This window comes from Streptomyces sp. UW30 (assembly GCF_008042075.1).
Classification (GTDB): Bacteria; Actinomycetota; Actinomycetes; order Streptomycetales; family Streptomycetaceae; genus Streptomyces.
The window spans coordinates 58,818-74,332 of sequence record NZ_RDBN01000037.1; the positions used below are offsets into that span (position 1 = coordinate 58,818).

The following is a 15,515-nucleotide window of genomic DNA, read 5'->3' on the forward strand; positions in this document are numbered from 1 at the left end:
CGGTCGCCCGGTATCAGTGGGCGCGGGGGGTCCAGACGGAGGAGTACGGGGTGTACGACCTGGAGACCAGGGAGAGCCTGGAGTCGGAAACGACGCAGCCGTGACGCTGCGCTGCGGGGGCGGTTCGCCGTAGAGCTCGGCACGGATGGCTCGATGGCGGCCGCGGGTTGTGTCGGGCTGGTCGCGCAGTTCCCCGCGCCCCTGGGTCGACGGCCGCGAGGCCGACCTCCAGGGGCGCGGGGAACTGCGCGAACGGCCACAGGCGGCCCGCAGCCGCCGACGGACCCGAGGGCCCGAGCTCTACGGCGAACCGCCCCCGCAGCGCAGCGTCACGGCTGCGTCGTTTCCGACTCCAGGCTCTCCCTGGTCTCCAGGTCGTACACCCCGTACTCCTCCGTCTGGACCCCCCGCGCCCACTGATACCGGGCGACCGCGTCCTCGACGCCCTCGTTGTAGTTGCCCTTGGCCTGCCTCGTGTACAGGCCGAGTTGGGTGAGGCGGAGTTCGAGTTCGGTGACCTCGGGGCCCCGGTCGCCCCGGCTCAGCACCGTCGGCGCGGGCTCGCGCGGAGCGGCGGACTCCTGCGGGGAACCGGCCGCCGCTTCGGTGGTCGAGGGGGAGTTCGTCGGTTCCGTCGACGGGGTCGGGCTCTCGCTCGGGGACGCCGTCGACCGGGACGGGGACGGCGAGGGCGTCGACCTCTGCGTCGGTGACGCGGAGGCCGAGGGCGCTTCCGCCCGCGTCGCCCTCTCGGTCGGCGTGGCGCCGGCCTCCGTCTCGCTGCTCGACGCGGCCGGGACGCTCGCCCGTACGTCGTCCGGGAGTGCCGTCTTGCGCGACGGCGCCTCGTAGCTGAACAGGCCGCTCGCCAGGCCCGCCGCCGTCATCACGACCACGAGCGCTCCGCCCACGCCGAGCAGGATCGTGCGACGGTGCCGGGAAGCCGTGCCGCGCACCTCGTCCCTGTCGTCCTCGTCGTCCGGCGCCGTGTCGAGCTCGAACAGGTTCAGGTCCTGTGCGCTCGGTGCCGTCTCCGCGGACGCCGGCGGGGTCAGGGGCTGCGGGGCCGGCCCCTGTGGGTCAACCGGCCGCAGCTGCATCGTTTCGGCGGGGTTGTCGCGCTCCAGCTCCACGTATGGCCGTATGCGCAGCGGATCGAAGTCCTCCGCCGCTGCCGCCTGTGCCGTACGGGCGTCTCTGAGGGCCTCGGACGCGCGCTCGCCACAGCCGCACGACGGGGTGTTGTCGGCGGCCCTCGGCGCACCGCACTGTGGGCAAAGGTGACCATTCGGGCTACCCGGGTCCTGAGGGCCCCTCGGCCCCTCGGTGCCCCTCGGCTGTGTCACTCGTTCGTCCCTCCCTCGCGAACTCCCCAGATTATGCAGACGTCCCTCACGCTCTCTCCTCAAGCCCCCGGAAGGGGCGATTCCAATGGGACTCGACAGGCCGTAACGGCACATAGCGATCACGATGGAGGGTGTAACGAGACCTTCGGGAGGTCTTCATGGCCGGGGACGCGCACGGTATGACGGGAAATGTGCGTGACGCGCAGCCCCCGGAGCGGCGCGCCGCGGCGCACGAGAACGTGCCCGGCAACGTCCTCGTCTCCATCGGCGCGCTGCTCCTCGGGATGCTGCTCGCCGCGCTCGACCAGACGATCGTGTCCACCGCGCTGCCCACCATCGTCAGCGACCTCGGCGGACTGGAGCATCTGTCCTGGGTCGTGACGGCGTATCTGCTGGCGTCCACCGCCGCCACCCCGCTGTGGGGCAAGCTCGGTGACCAGTACGGGCGCAAGCGGCTCTTCCAGATCGCGATCGTGATCTTCCTGGTCGGTTCCGTGCTGTGCGGCATGGCCCAGGACATGGCTCAGCTCATCGCCTTCCGCGCCGTTCAGGGCGTCGGCGGCGGCGGGCTGATGGTGCTGTCGATGGCGATCGTCGGGGACATCGTCCCGCCGCGTGAACGGGGCCGGTACCAGGGCCTGTTCGGTGCCGTGTTCGGGGCGAGCAGTGTGCTCGGGCCGCTGCTCGGCGGGGTGTTCACGGAGCATCTGAGCTGGCGGTGGGTGTTCTACATCAACCTTCCCGTCGGGGCCGTCGCGCTCACCGTCATCGCCGCCGTGCTGCGGATCCCGCACAAGTCGACGCGTCATGTCATCGACTACCTCGGCACGTTCCTCATCGCGTCCGTGGCCACCTGTCTCGTGCTGGTGGCGTCCCTCGGCGGGACGACATGGGGCTGGGGGTCGGTGCAGATCGTCGGGCTGGCCCTGCTGGGGGTGGTGCTCGCGGTGGTGTTCGTGACGGTGGAGCGGTCGGCTCCCGAACCCGTGCTGCCGCTGAAGCTGTTCCAGGTGCGGACCTTCACGCTGTCCGCGGTCATCAGCTTCATCGTCGGGTTCGCCATGTTCGGCGCGATGACCTATCTGCCGACGTTCCTCCAGGTCGTGCAGGGCGTCAGCCCGACCATGTCCGGTGTGCACATGCTGCCGATGGTCGTCGGCATGCTCCTGGCGTCCACCGGGTCCGGGCAGATCGTCAGCCGTACCGGGCGCTGGAAGGTCTTCCCGATCGCCGGGACCGGAGTGACCGTACTGGGTCTGCTGTTGCTGCATCAGCTGGAAGCGGACAGCTCCACCTGGGAGATGAGCCTGTTCTTCTTCGTCTTCGGGCTGGGGCTCGGGCTGGTCATGCAGGTGCTGGTGCTGATCGTGCAGAACGCCGTGTCGTACGAGGATCTCGGCGTCGCGACCTCAGGAGCGACGTTCTTCCGGTCGATCGGGGCCTCGTTCGGGGTGGCGATCTTCGGCACGATCTTCGCGAGCCGGCTCGACGACAAGCTCGTGGAGGCGTACCGGGGGGTCCGGCTGCCCGAGGGGGTCTCGCTGGCGGGGCTGGAGTCGGATCCGCGGGGGATCGACGAACTGCCGGGGTCGCTGCGGCCGGCGGCGTTGCAGGCGTACGCCTCCGCGATCACCGACGTGTTCCTGTACGCCGCTCCGGTCGCGCTGCTCGGGTTCGTGCTGGCCTGGTTCCTGCGGGAGGACAAGCTGCGCGGGTCGGTCACCGCGCCCGATGTCACCGAGACGCTGGCCAGCAATCCCGTCGAGCGGTCGTCGTACGACGAGGTGTGCCGGGCGTTGTCCGTGCTCGGTACGCGGGAGGGGCGGCGGGAGGTGTACCGGACGATCACCGAGCGGGCGGGGTACGACCTGCTGCCCGCGGCCAGTTGGCTGCTGCTGCGGATCAAGAGGTACGGGTGGGTGGAGCCCGGCGTGCTCGCGGAGCGCAGCACCGTGCCGCTGACCGTGATCCTGGATGCGGCTCGGCAGGTGGAGGGGCGGGGGCTCGGCGTCCGGGAGGCACGACTAGGGCCTGTCGGCGGCGCCCACCACACAACCGTGGGCGCTACGCGCACCCCCACCGAACAGCAACGGGCCGCCGCAGGCACCCCCGCTCACCCGCCGGAGGCACCCGGCTGCTCCCGATCCGACCCGCACAACTCCGAGTTCGGGAGGAGTCGTTGGCGGAGTTGCTGGGGGACTGGTGGGGGCCGGACCGGCCTACTGATCTGGCTCAGCTGGTGACGGAGCTGAACTCGGAGTTGTGCGGGTCGGATCGGGAGCAGCCGGGTGCCTCCGGCGGGTGAGCGGGGGTGCCTGCGGCGGCCCGTTGCTGTTCGGTGGGGGTGCGCGTAGCGCCCACGGTTGTGTGGTGGGCGCCGCCGACAGGCCCTAGTCGTGCTCCGGGGAACGGGTGAACGTCAGGTGCGTCACTCCGCTGGGTGAGGAGACGGCCTCGATGTCGTAGGCCTCTTCGAGGCTTTCCAGGTTGTCCCAGAGGCGGGTGCCTCGGCCCAGGAGGATCGGGACCACCACCACGTGCAGGTGGTCGATGAGCCTGGCGGCCAGGAAGTCGCGGACCACGGTGGGGCCGCCGCCGATGCGTACGTCCAGGTCGCCCGCGGCCTTGCGGGCCTGAGCCAGCGCCTCGGCGGGTGAGGCGTCGAGGAAGTGGAACGTCGTGCCGCCCTCCATCTCGATCGACGGGCGCGGGTGGTGGGTGAGGATGAAGGTCGGTGTGTGGAAGGGCGGGTTGGGGCCCCACCAACCCTTCCACTGCGGGTCCTCGTGCCAGCCGGGGTGGCCGAACTTTCCGGCGCCCATGATCTCGGCGCCGATCCCGGGCGTGAACTGCTGGACGAAGGCGTTGTCGAGGCCGTTGCTCCCGCCGGGGCGGCCGGTCTGCTCGTGCCACCACCGGGTGGCGAACATCCACTCGTGCAGCCTTTCGCCGGCGTGGCCGAACGGAGCCTCTTGGCTCAGGCCTTCGCCGGTGCCGAAGCCGTCGAGTGAGATGGCGAAGTTGTGGACGCGGACCAGTGACATGGGTGCCCCATCCCTTCCGTGTGTCGGTTACGTCATGAGCGGGCTTTCACCATGACGTCGATCGGGGAGCCGCCGAATCGACACGCCGGGCCGGGCGATTTTGGGCGCCGTACGAGGCTGCTACGCGTCCGACGCACCCGACGCGTCCGGCACATTCGTCCCGCCCGTCGCCCGGCGCCTCTCCCGCCACTCCCGTACGACCTCTTCCACGTCGTAGGGCTTGCGGCCCAGGGGAGGGCCGGGCGGTGGCTTCAGGAGCATGTCGCGGATCTTGGCGTTGACGTCCGTGATGATCTTCCGGACGGTCCGTTCCGTGGGGGCCGCGTACGCCGCTGTCAGCGCGTCCTCCGCCTCCTTGCGCAGGGCCAGGGCCGGGGGGAGGACCGACAGGCCCTCGCGGGCCATCTTGCGCTTGACCCACCACAGTTCGTCGTACGGGGCTTCCAAGTCGTTCGGCAGTGGTTCGCCGGCGCCGGGCAGCCTGTCGAAGTCGCCCCGGACCTGCGCATCGTGGATCTGCTTGTCGACCCAGGACTCGAACGGGACACCGGGAGGCTTTCGCTCGGTCATGAGTTCATTGTGCCGGACGCGGCGGTGCCGGGCGATTTATCATGCGGCGTCGGTGGCCAAAACGGCCTCCGTACAAGGATGTTTCAGGAGGGGCGCCAGTGCTCGAACTCACGATGGCCGCCGTGTCCGCGGCGGACGAGGGTGCCACGGCCGGCATGCTCATGGCCGACGCGCCCAGCGAGCCGGGCGCGGTGCTGCGGGTGGGCCGCGACAAGGCGGTGTGCCGGCTCTCGACGCCGGACGACTGGCTGTTCGTGTCGCGGGTCCATCTGGAGTTCCTGTGCGGGCCCGACGGCAGCTGGCAGGTGTCCTGGCTGCGCGGCTCGCAGGCCGATCCGTCCTCCGACGTGCGGCTCACCGTGGGGCAGTACGCCCAGCCCATCGGCTACGGCGGGACCGTACCGCTGCCGAGGGGCGGCAGCGGCGAGATCGTCATCCACGACCGCACCGCGCCCCGCAGCGTCAACGTCGGCTTCTACCACGAGGCCTGAGCCCCGGGAGGGCTACGCCAGCACCCGCGCCAGCGCGAAGCCGTCGTAGCCCTTGCCGCCCACCGTCTGGATCGCCGTGCCGCTCAACCTCGGGTGGCTGCCGATCAGTTCGATGGCGGCGCGGGTGCCTCGGATGTCCGGCGCGTCGCTGTCGGCGTCGACGACCAGGCCGCCGCGCACCACGTTGTCGACGACGATCAGGCTGCCCGTGCTCGTGAGCCGCAGCGCCCAGTCGATGTAGTGGGGGTTGTTGGCCTTGTCGGCGTCGATGAAGACCAGGTCGAAGGGGGCCGGGTTCTCGTCGGCCAGCTTGGGCAGCGACTCCAGGGCCGGGCCGACCCGGACCTCGACGATCCTGTCCAGGTCGGCGCGCGCGATGTTGCGGGTGGCGACCTCGGCGTTCCTGGCGCTGTACTCCAGCGAGATCAGGCGGCCGTCGGCGGGCAGGGCGCGGGCCAGCCAGATGGTGCTGTAGCCGCCGAGGGTGCCGATCTCCAGGATGTTGCGGGCGCCCTGGATCTCGGCGAGGAGCCGCAGCAGCTTGCCCTGGGTCGCGGTGACGCTGATGCTCGGCAGACCGGCCGCTTCGCTGTCGCGCAGGGCCGCCTGGAGGGCGTCGTCGTCGGGTGAGAGGTGGGCGGAGAAGTACTCGTCGACGTCGTCCCAGACCTGCGACTCGCTCATCGCCTTGCCTTTCGTATGGCTGGTCGTAAGCGCTAAGTAGCACCGCCGACTATCCGTTCCCCGATGGTCTCCCGGAATTCCAGGATCGTGGATTCAGCCGGTCGGCGCAGGCGGCTGCTCGGGACGGGGCCGGGTGCGTCGTACGGCGAGCACCGCGGCCGTGGCCATCGCCGCGGTGAGCGCCGCGGTCACCGTCACCAGCCAGACCGGGACGCCGGCCACCGTGCGCAGCCGGTCCTCGTAGATCACCTGCTGGAACGTGTCGTCGGCCCTCGCCCGGCGCAGCTCGTGGTCGCCCCGGATGCGCTCGGGGTACGGGAACTCCTGGCCGATCGCCGTCAGGAACGGCGTCCCCGCCGCCAGCTCGGCCAGCGGGCCGGTCCTCGCCGTCACCCGTCCGGCGTAGGTGACGCGGGGACGTTCGCCGCCGATCCCGGACGCCGGTTCCATCCGGTGTGCGGCGAGCACGTACAGGCCCAGGGACTGCGGGGTGCCGGCCAGGCGTGACAGGCGCATCGGGTAGACCGGCCGGTCGGTGCGGAAGGTGAGGTGCAGCGGGTCCAGGGCACCCGTCAGGGCCGTTCCGGTGGTCTGCGGGGTCAGCTTCACGGCCACGTACTCCCAGCGCTTTTGCACGTACGGCCGCAGGGCCCCGGTCAGGCGGGGCGGCAGGGCGAAGCCGTTGCTGTCCAGCCAGCCGTCCAGCGCGCCGGGGTCGGTGGCCGTCAGCCGGGCCACGTCGAAGGGGCCGAGCCGCTGCCGGCCGACGACGCTCACGGGAGGTCCGCCGGCGGCGCCGGGCGGGCGCGGGGCGCCCACAGTGCCGTCGCCGGTCACCAGGGGCCAGTCACCGTCCTGGGGCCAGAAGTGGTACCGCGTGCGGTGCACGGGGGCGGTGACCTCGTGCAGCTCGTCGAAGAGCCCGGGGTCGCCGAGTCGGACCGTCGCCCGCCGTGGCACCGGCATGATCCACGCGACGCGCTCGGCATCCCCGTCGACGGTCAGCCGCATCACGACCTGCTCGTCCGTCCCGTCCCAGCGGACCACGGACTCCTCACGGCCGACGGCCACCCGCCGCGCGTCACCGGGCACCATGGCCCCGCAGCCGCACGCCCACGCGGGCGCCGCGAGCTGACCGAGCTGGAGGGCGAGCAGCGCCAGGACGACGGTGAGGGCCCGCCTCCGAACCCCTCCGCGCAGTAAGTCCGCCATCGCGTGCAGCCCCTCCGTCCCGCGAGCCCCGCCGCCGTGGCCGACGCCAGAGCTTCAGACGGTACGGCGGATGATCCTCCATCCGGGGGCAGGGCGGCGCGATGTGAGACATGCCGCGCCCCACCGGAGGCGCCCGATTCCCCCTCCGACTATCGTCATCCGGACAAAAGGAGGGCGGACGTCAGGTGAATCCGGGGTTGCCGGCGTCCCTCCCCCGGGGTGGTGCGGGCCCACCGGGTTCGAAAAAATTCATGACGCATGGGACGCGTGGGACGAATCGGGGCGGGAGGCCGACGAGGCGTGGCGAATGCGGAGCATGGTGGGCGAACGGCGGATGCGCTCGGAGCGACGGCCGTCGGCGCGGTCCAGGCACGCGTCCGCGTGGCGCGGCTCGGGCTGTGGCTGGTCGCCGCGATCCTCGCCGTACGGCAGGTGGCCGTCGTCCTCAGTACGCCGCGCGGGGAGCGGCTGACGGATCTGGAGACCTGGGTCGGGCCGGACGGCGTGCTCCATGTGAAGGGTTCGCTGTACGACTCCACGCAGTTCACCGGTACGCCGTTCGGCGGGCTCGTCCTCAAGCCGCTGACCCGCGCCGCCGAGCAGGCCCTCGGCTGGGGCTGGACCTTCGGCACCCTCCTGCTCGTCGTCGCCCTCGGCCTGATCGCCGCCCGCGCCCTGCCCCAGCCCGTGAGCCGCAGGACCTCGCTGCTCGCCGCGCCCGTCGCGATCAGCCTGCTGATGCTGTCGCTGCCGGTGCGCAACACCCTCTACCTCGGCCAGACCAGCATCATGCCGGTCCTGCTCGTCCTGCTCGGCTGCTTCGCCGTGCGCGGCGAGCGCACCAGCGGCGTGCTCATCGGCGTCGCGGCCGCCCTGCAGCCGACCCTGCTGCTGTTCACCCCGCTGCTGTGGTTCACCGGCCGGCGCCGGGCCGCGCTCTCCACGGGCGCCACGTTCGCCGCGTGCACGCTGCTCGCCTGGGCGGCGATGCCCGGTGACTCGTACACCTACTGGGTGCACCACATGGCCGGCGTCGGCCTCGGCGGGCGCGCCGACGACCTCGCCAACCAGTCGCTGCACGGCGCCCTGCTGCGGTTCGGGCTGACCGGCCCGCTGGAGATCGCCCTCTTCCTGCTCCTCGGCGTCGCCGTCGCCGTCCTAGCGCTGCGCCGGGCCGTGCGCTACGCCCACGACGGACAGCTCCTCCTCGCCGTCGCCATCACCGGCTGCGCGGCGATCGTCGTGTCGCCCACCGCCTGGCAGCACCAGCTGCTGTGGGTGCTGCTCGCGGTCGTCGGCCAGGTCGGCAGACGGACCTCCGACCGGTACGTCTGGCCGGTCGCGATCGTGCTGGTGATGACCCTGCCCGCGCGGATGATGGTGCCGGACAAGGTGATCCTGCATCCGCTGCGGGCCGACCTGGTGCTGCTGGCCGCCATCGTCACGGCCGCCGTCGTGCCGTTCCTGTCGCGCACCTCGCCGTACTGGCAGACGCCGATCCCGACCCGGTACGCCGACAAGGTCCCCTCCCGCTTCCGGCACATCCCGCTGGTGCCGTTCCTGCGCCGGGTCGTCTCCCGCCCGAACCTGCTCTTCGAGCTGCTGCTGATCCGGGTCACCTACTACGCCTACGCCCAGATCCGGCTCGCCGCGGCCGGCGGCTCCAACTCGGCCGGCCGGGTCACCGCCGAGGAGCACGGCGAGGAGATCCACTCCATCGAACGCGCCCTGCACATCGACATCGAGTACTGGGCTAACCACGCCGTCGTGAAGGTCGACTGGCTGCGGAGCTTCTTCGACTTCTACTACGAGTCGTTCCACTTCGGCGTCCCGCTCGCGATCCTCGCCGTCCTGTACTGGCGCCGCCCGACCGACTACCGCTGGGCCCGCACCGCGATCGGCTTCGCCACCGTCTTCGCCCTGATCGGCTTCTGGCTCTACCCGCTCGCCCCGCCCCGCCTGATGCCCGGCCTCGGCTTCATCGACACGGTCCACGGCGTGCAGGACTTCTCCCAGCCCGACTACGGCACGCTGACCGAGCTCACCAACCAGTACGCGGCGATGCCGTCCCTGCACTTCGGCTGGTCCCTGTGGTGCGGCATCGTCATCGTGATGCTGGCACCGAAGTGGTGGATGAAGGCGCTGGGCCTGCTGCACCCGCTCTTCACGGTCACCGCGATCGTCGTCACCGGCAACCACTGGGTGCTGGACGCGTTCGGCGGCGCGGCCGTCGTGGGCGCCGGCTTCGGGGTGACGTACCTCTTCCAGGGCCCGCGCGCCAAGGTGGTGACGGCACAGGCCGAGAAGGTCAGCAGCGACTCCCCGGCTCCGGTGAGGGACCGTACTCCGAGCTGATCCGGTACTCGCCGGGCGCCGAGACGGTGAGCCGGGTGAACTCGCCCTGCGGGGTGAGGCATCCGCCGCCGTCCGCGCGCAGCCACTGCGAGTAGGCGATGCGCACGGTCGCGCTGCCCGCCCGCGCCATGCGGATGACGATGTCGGCGCTGGACGTCGACTCGACGGTCGCGGGCTCGCTCACCAGCGGCCGCGCGTCCTTCACCCGGAACACCCGCCAGTGCGCGTCCTGCCACACCGGCTCCAGCCAGTCGGGCCGGTGGTCCCGCACCAGCCGCGCCTCGTCCTTGGCGTACCCGTCGGGCCTGCCCAGCGGCAGCACCACGAACCCGACGGCCCAGCGGTCCAGCCACGCCCGGTAGGTGGCGGGCGAGAAGGACCCGTCGTAGAACAGCCGGGCCCGCTCCATGTCGAGCTGCCGGTTCCAGCCGCGGGCCATGTTCACGTGCGGGGCGAGCCCGCTGGCCTCGCGGTGGTTGCGGGCCGGGACGACCTCGACGCGGGTGCGGTCGGCGCCGAGGTGGTCCAGGGCGCGGACCACTCCGTGGGTCTCGGCGGCCCAGGCCGGCACGGTCGTGGAGACGTACAGGTCGTCGGCGGTCTTCTTGGTCACCCAGGCGACGGAGAAGACGAGGGCGGCGATCAGCAGGTTCCGGCGCAGCTTCGCCAGCTGCGGCTGGGCGAGCAGCACGGCGAGCAGCGCGGCGGGCGCGAACAGCTCGGCGAAGCGCTCGACGTTCGTGCCGATGGGGGAGGCGACGAGATAGGTCAGGACGGTCCCCGCCGCGTAGACGGCACCGCTGATGCGGGCGACGCGCCAGGTGCGCGGGGCCAAGAGGGTGACGGCCAGGCCCAGGAAGAAGGGCGGCCATATTCGCCCGGCGAACATCAGCTGCTCGCCCTTGAAGGGGAACACCAGGGTGGTCACGCCGACGATGACGGCGGGCGGCAGGAGCAGGGCGAGGGCGCGGGACCAGTCGCGGGTGACGAGGTGCGCGGCGCCGACGACCACCAGGAACAGCCCGGCCACGGGACTGGCCATGGTCGCCAGGGCGGCGTAGGCGGCGGCGAGGACGACCCGGCGCTCCCGCGTCAGCATCAGGCACGCGGCGAGTCCGAAGGCGACGCCGAGGGCGAAGGTGGTGCGCCCGGAGGCCACGTTGCACCACAGGGCGAACGACGCGAGCAGGGCCGGACCCAGGGGTCTTCGCAGGCCCGTCCGCTCGATGAGCAGGGCCGCCAGCCAGGAGGCGGCGAGACCGGAGACGACGGTGAGCGCGCGCACCCCGACGGCGGCCATCAGATACGGGGATATCAGGCTGTAGTTGGCGGTATGGGTGCCGCCGTACCAGAAGAGGTTGTAAGCGGAATCGCCGTGCCGCGCCGCGAACCCGGCCCAGGCGTATTGCGCCGCGAGGTCGCCGCCGCCGGTGGCCAGAAAGGCCCACCAGATCGCGTACAGGGGCAGGGCGGGGAGCGTCGCGAGCAGCGGGACCCGGTGACGGTTCCACAGCGTGCGCGCGAGCCCGCGCTCGGCGGGAGCGGCCGGCGGCGCGGGTCTTGTACGGGTGAGTTCGGCAGGGACCACGTGACCCAAGACGCCGAATCGGGCCGGTACGTTCATCGGCGGCACCGGCTGCGGCCCGAAAGCGCCCGCCGAGTACACACATTCTTCATCGAGGGGCACCCGAATCTCCGCCAACTCGCGGCATTCGCAAGGTATTTGACGAATCGTCAGCCAAGTCCGGTGATATGCTCCGAGCACTTGCCAGGCAGGCCATAAGCTCCGAGATGAAACGTCTCGGCGGCAAGGGCGAGCCCCTGTCGGTGAGTCCGCGTGTACTGCCGCCTCCCGGAAGCGACCGGGGGGTTTTCAGCAACGGGGCTTCAGTCGCTCAAAGAGAGTCTTATGACGCAATACGTGATGGATCCGGCGATCTGGGGGCTCGTAGTCGGTGCCCCTGCTGCTGCCACGATCATTGTTCGCCAGCAGAAGGCGATACGAAAGTTACGCAAGCGGAACGACGAGCTCAAGTCCTCGTACGTCGATCTGGAGGGCGGATACGACGCGATCGTCCGGCAGACCGAGGAACGGGCCGGCGAAGAGACGAAAACCGTGCTGAAGTCCGCGATGCGGACACTTCAGGGCCTTGCTGCCGAACAGCAACTCGTCATCTCCAAATTGCAGACCAAATACGGAGATTCACCGATTCTCCGGGATCTGCTGGAGATCGACCACATGAACTCCCAGTTCGGCAGGCGGGCGCAGTCCATCGCCGTCCTGTGCCAGGGCTGGCTCGGCCGGCAGCGCGACCCCGCCTCGGTCTACGACGTGATCCGCAGCGCGCAGGGGCGGATCCGCCACTACCAGCGGGTCGAGATCCTCTCGCAGGTCGACTACGCCGTCACCAGCAGGGCGGTCGAACCGGTCGCCCTCGCGGTCGCGGAACTCCTCGACAACGCCACCAGCTACTCGGCGCCCGAGACCGTGGTCGAGATCAACGTCCGGTCCGTGCCCAAGGGCATCTGTGTCGTCGTCGACGACGCGGGTGTCGGCATGAACGAGGAGGAGAAGGCCAGGGCGGCGGAGCTGCTGTCCGGGGAACGCGCGGCGAGCGTCTCCGACCTGGGCAACCCTCCGCAGTTCGGTTTCGCGGTGATCGGCGCGCTCTGCGAGCGCTACGGCTTCACCGTCTCCGTCGACTCCACCTCTCCCTACGGAGGTGTCCGCGCGGTCGTACTCGTGCCGGAGGAGCTGTTGACCAGCATGCCGGAGCCCAAGAAGCCGACCGAGGCTTTCGACGCCGACGCACAGGCGGACGCAGCAGGCGCGGACGCGTCGGCGACGACCGCCGACGGACTGCCCAAGCGCCGGCGCAAGCAGCGGCCCATGGCCGTCGTCCCGAGCAGTCCGGGCGCCGCGCGCTCACCGGCCCGCTCCACCGAGGAGACGGCGTCGATCATGAGCGCCTTCCAACGGGGGACCCAGACCGGCCGCGCCGCACCGCTGGACGCGATGCGCGGGAGCCACGCTGACGGACGCAAGGGACCGGAGACGACCTCGTGAAGAACGACCTGTCATGGATGCTGGACAGTGCCCTGGAGATTCCCGGGGCCCTGCACGCTGTCCTGGTCTCGGCCGACGGTCTGCTGATGGCCCGTACGAAGGATCTCGGGCGGGACTCGGCAGACACCGTGGCCGCCGCGATGAGCGGCGTGCAGTCGCTCAGCCGGTCCCTGGGCTTCTTCTGCGACGGCGAGAACATGCAGTGGCGCCAGACGCTGGTGGAGTTCGACGGCGGCTGGGTCTTTCTGATCTCCGCCGGCGAGGCCGCCTACCTCGCCGTCTCGGCGGCCCCCGACATCGACATGGCGGACATCACCTTCCGTATGCAGCAGCTGGTCGGCCAGTTGGGCAAGGAACTGGCCACATCACCCCGTGAGGACATCGGCCACCGCTCATGACTGACAACACCCCCGACGAGTCGGAAGCCGCCGAGTTAGTACGGCCGTACGTCATCACACGCGGGCGTGATCTGCCCGCCGAGGACAAGTTCTCCCTGATCACCCTCGTGACGACGGTCAGCGACGAACGGCAGCGCCCGACCCGGCTCTCCCCCGAAGAGCAACACCTCCTGGACATGTGCTCCGGCGGCTACCTCTCGGTCGCCGAGCTCGCCGGGCACACCCAGCTCCCCCTGGGTGTGCTGAAGATCCTCCTCAGCTCACTGGCAGAGGGGGGATACCTGATCACCCGAGCGCCCGTGCCCCGGGCACGTCTCGTCGACCAACAGCTTCTCCAGGAGGTGCTGGATGGACTCCAAGCGCGTTTTGGATGAGGACGCCTACGTCCGGGGCGGCGCCGCGCAGACAGCGGTGAAGATCCTGGTCGTCGGGCACTTCGCGGTCGGCAAGACCACGTTCATCGGCACCATCTCCGAGATCCCCCCGCTCTCCACCGAGGAGAACATGACGCGGGTGGCGGAGGCGGTCGACGATCTCAAGGGCGTGCGGAGCAAGACCACCACCACGGTCGCCATGGACTTCGGGCGGCTGACGATCAGCGACCACGTGGTGCTCTATCTGTTCGGCACCCCGGGCCAGCAGCGGTTCATCCAGATCTGGGAGGACATGGCGCGCGGCGCCCTGGGCGCCCTGGTCCTGGTGGACCCCGAACGGCTGGCGGACTCGTTCGCCGTGATCGACCTGATCGAGCAGTACGGCCTGTCCTACGCCATCGCCGTCAACCGCTTCGACCACACGCCGGAACGCACCGAAATGGCGCTGCGGGAAGCGCTCGACCTGCTGCCGGACACCCCCGTCGTCGTAATGGACGCACGTGACGAGAACTCATCGGCGCAGGCGCTGATCACTCTCGTTCGCTACCTACAGGAACGCGCCGCTCTGGAGCACGCATGACCAGCGAAGACTTCCCCGCACCGCCGCCGGGCTGCCCGGCGCACGGCAGCGGCCAACGGATACCCATGTACACGGCGGAGTTCGCCGCCGACCCCCAGGCCTACTTCGACTACATGCGCCACCACGGCCCGACGGCCCCCGTCGAGCTGGCCCCGGGCGTGGAGGCGACCCTCGTCACGGACTACGCGGCGGCGCTCGACCTCCTCCAGAACCCGGGGGACTTCCGCAAGGACCCCCGCCGCTGGCGCGACCTCAACGAGGGCCGCATCAGCCCGGACAGCCCCGTCCTTCCCCTGCTCGGCCCCCGGCCCACCTGCATGTTCACCGACGGTGCCGAACACCTGCGGCTGCGCCAGGCCGTCACCGAGAGCTTCGCCCGGGTCGACAGCCACCGGCTGAGCGTGAACGTCGACCGGATCGCGCACTACCTCCTCGCCCAGTTCAGCACCCGCGGCTCCGCCGACCTGCTCAACGACTACGCCAAGCAGCTCCCCCTGTTCGTCTTCAACGAACTGTTCGGCTGCCCGGCGGAGATCGGCGACCGGGTCATGTTCGGCGTCTCCGGCATTTTCGACGGCATCAACGCCGAGCGGGCCAACGAGGTCCTCATCCAGGCCGTGGCCGAACTGGTCGCGCTGAAGCGGTCCCGGCCCGGCGACGACGTCACCTCATGGCTGATGCAGCACCCGGCCAAGTTGGACGACGCGGAGATGATCCACCAGCTGGTGCTGCTGATCGGCGCCGGCGCAGAACCGCTGCGCAACCTCATCGCCAACACCGTGCACCTGCTGCTGACCAACGACCGGTACGCACAGAACGGGCTGTTGGAAGAGGCCCTCGACGACACCCTGTGGCACAACCCGCCCATCTCCAACTACGCGCCCCACTACCCGGCCAGGGACATGGAGTTCGCCGGCGGCAAGCTCAGCGCCGGCGATCTGGTGCTGGTCGGCTTCCAAGCCGCCAACGCCGCCTCGGCGCGGGCGGCGGGCGGGCAGACCAGCAACCGGGCGCACCTCGCCTGGAGCGCGGGGCCGCACGCCTGCCCCTCCAAGGAGCCGGCCCGGCTCATCACCCTGGCGGCCATCGAGCACCTCTTCAACGAGCTGCCCGACGTCGAACTCGCCGTCCCGGAGGAGAGCCTGACCTGGCGGCCCGGCCCGTTCAACCGCGCCCTGGCGCAGCTGCCGGCCCGCTTCACCCCGACCACGCCGCGCCGTTCGGTGCAGCCCCAGCCGTCCCAGACGGCACAGGAATCCGCCGCCGACACCGCCTCGAACAAGGAACGCGGAGGGCTGTGGAGTTCCTTCCTGAAGTGGGTCAGGGCGTAACCCCTGGTTCCGCATGCGTGACACAGGTAACAGGCAACTGCCCCTGGCAACTGCATGAACGTT

14 protein-coding genes are annotated in these 15,515 nt (G+C 70.6%); 8 read left to right on the forward strand and 6 right to left on the reverse strand.

All coding sequences use genetic code 11. The features are described from left to right. Positions 1 to 329: 329 nt before the first annotated feature. On the reverse strand, positions 330 to 1,133 hold the full coding sequence (locus EAO75_RS18840) for a peptidoglycan-binding domain-containing protein (protein ID WP_315987156.1): 804 nt from the start codon (positions 1,131 to 1,133) through the stop codon (positions 330 to 332). A gap of 371 nt (positions 1,134 to 1,504) precedes the next feature. Between EAO75_RS18840 and EAO75_RS18845 the strand changes: the two genes are divergently transcribed. Continuing rightward, complete coding sequence (locus EAO75_RS18845) at positions 1,505 to 3,589, forward strand: MDR family MFS transporter (protein ID WP_410092455.1); 2,085 nt, start codon at positions 1,505 to 1,507, stop codon at positions 3,587 to 3,589. Between the two features lie 147 nt (positions 3,590 to 3,736). On the opposite strand, the gene EAO75_RS18850 is transcribed toward EAO75_RS18845, so the two are convergent. Together EAO75_RS18850 and EAO75_RS18855 are read right to left on the reverse strand one after the other, a co-directional pair. Further along, a complete protein-coding gene (locus tag EAO75_RS18850) occupies positions 3,737 to 4,390 on the reverse strand; it encodes a dihydrofolate reductase family protein (RefSeq protein WP_147996246.1) in 654 nt (217 codons plus the stop codon). Positions 4,391 to 4,510: 120 nt separating this feature from the next. Continuing rightward, complete coding sequence (locus EAO75_RS18855; RefSeq protein WP_147996247.1) at positions 4,511 to 4,960, reverse strand: DUF1992 domain-containing protein; 450 nt, start codon at positions 4,958 to 4,960, stop codon at positions 4,511 to 4,513. Between the two features lie 98 nt (positions 4,961 to 5,058). On the opposite strand from EAO75_RS18855, the gene EAO75_RS18860 reads away from it, so the two are divergent. After that, positions 5,059 to 5,451: a hypothetical protein gene (locus EAO75_RS18860; protein WP_147996248.1), complete on the forward strand. Its 393-nt coding sequence runs from the start codon at positions 5,059 to 5,061 to the stop codon at positions 5,449 to 5,451. Positions 5,452 to 5,463: 12 nt separating this feature from the next. On the opposite strand, the gene EAO75_RS18865 is transcribed toward EAO75_RS18860, so the two are convergent. Together EAO75_RS18865 and EAO75_RS18870 are read right to left on the reverse strand one after the other, a co-directional pair. Next, positions 5,464 to 6,135: an O-methyltransferase gene (locus tag EAO75_RS18865; protein ID WP_147996249.1), complete on the reverse strand. Its 672-nt coding sequence runs from the start codon at positions 6,133 to 6,135 to the stop codon at positions 5,464 to 5,466. Positions 6,136 to 6,228: 93 nt separating this feature from the next. Next, positions 6,229 to 7,347, reverse strand: coding sequence for a DUF2330 domain-containing protein (locus tag EAO75_RS18870; protein ID WP_147996250.1), 1,119 nt, complete (start codon positions 7,345 to 7,347; stop codon positions 6,229 to 6,231). A 300-nt stretch (positions 7,348 to 7,647) separates the two neighbouring features. Here EAO75_RS18870 and EAO75_RS18875 point away from each other — a divergent pair, with 300 nt between their 5' ends. After that, a complete protein-coding gene (locus EAO75_RS18875) occupies positions 7,648 to 9,702 on the forward strand; it encodes a bifunctional glycosyltransferase 87/phosphatase PAP2 family protein (protein ID WP_147996251.1) in 2,055 nt (684 codons plus the stop codon). Here the strand turns inward: EAO75_RS18875 and EAO75_RS18880 are convergent. Continuing rightward, a complete protein-coding gene (locus tag EAO75_RS18880; protein ID WP_410092458.1) occupies positions 9,656 to 11,290 on the reverse strand; it encodes a hypothetical protein in 1,635 nt (544 codons plus the stop codon). The genes EAO75_RS18875 and EAO75_RS18880 overlap by 47 nt on opposite strands. A 321-nt stretch (positions 11,291 to 11,611) precedes the next feature. Here EAO75_RS18880 and EAO75_RS18885 point away from each other — a divergent pair, with 321 nt between their 5' ends. Genes EAO75_RS18885 through EAO75_RS18905 form a run of 5 tightly spaced genes read left to right on the forward strand, consistent with a single transcriptional unit; the run spans position 11,612 to position 15,452 of the window. Then, the gene (locus EAO75_RS18885) at positions 11,612 to 12,769 is read left to right on the forward strand and encodes an ATP-binding protein (protein WP_147996253.1); all 1,158 of its coding nucleotides are present in this window, start codon (positions 11,612 to 11,614) and stop codon (positions 12,767 to 12,769) included. Further along, positions 12,766 to 13,167: a roadblock/LC7 domain-containing protein gene (locus EAO75_RS18890; RefSeq protein ID WP_147996254.1), complete on the forward strand. Its 402-nt coding sequence runs from the start codon at positions 12,766 to 12,768 to the stop codon at positions 13,165 to 13,167. The genes EAO75_RS18885 and EAO75_RS18890 overlap by 4 nt, the downstream gene beginning before the upstream one ends. Further along, on the forward strand, positions 13,164 to 13,541 hold the full coding sequence (locus EAO75_RS18895; protein ID WP_147996255.1) for a DUF742 domain-containing protein: 378 nt from the start codon (positions 13,164 to 13,166) through the stop codon (positions 13,539 to 13,541). Before EAO75_RS18890 ends, EAO75_RS18895 begins: the two co-directional genes overlap by 4 nt. Further along, positions 13,516 to 14,121: a GTP-binding protein gene (locus tag EAO75_RS18900; protein WP_147996256.1), complete on the forward strand. Its 606-nt coding sequence runs from the start codon at positions 13,516 to 13,518 to the stop codon at positions 14,119 to 14,121. The genes EAO75_RS18895 and EAO75_RS18900 overlap by 26 nt, the downstream gene beginning before the upstream one ends. Continuing rightward, positions 14,118 to 15,452, forward strand: coding sequence for a cytochrome P450 (locus EAO75_RS18905; RefSeq protein WP_147996257.1), 1,335 nt, complete (start codon positions 14,118 to 14,120; stop codon positions 15,450 to 15,452). The genes EAO75_RS18900 and EAO75_RS18905 overlap by 4 nt, the downstream gene beginning before the upstream one ends. Positions 15,453 to 15,515 lie beyond the last annotated feature (63 nt).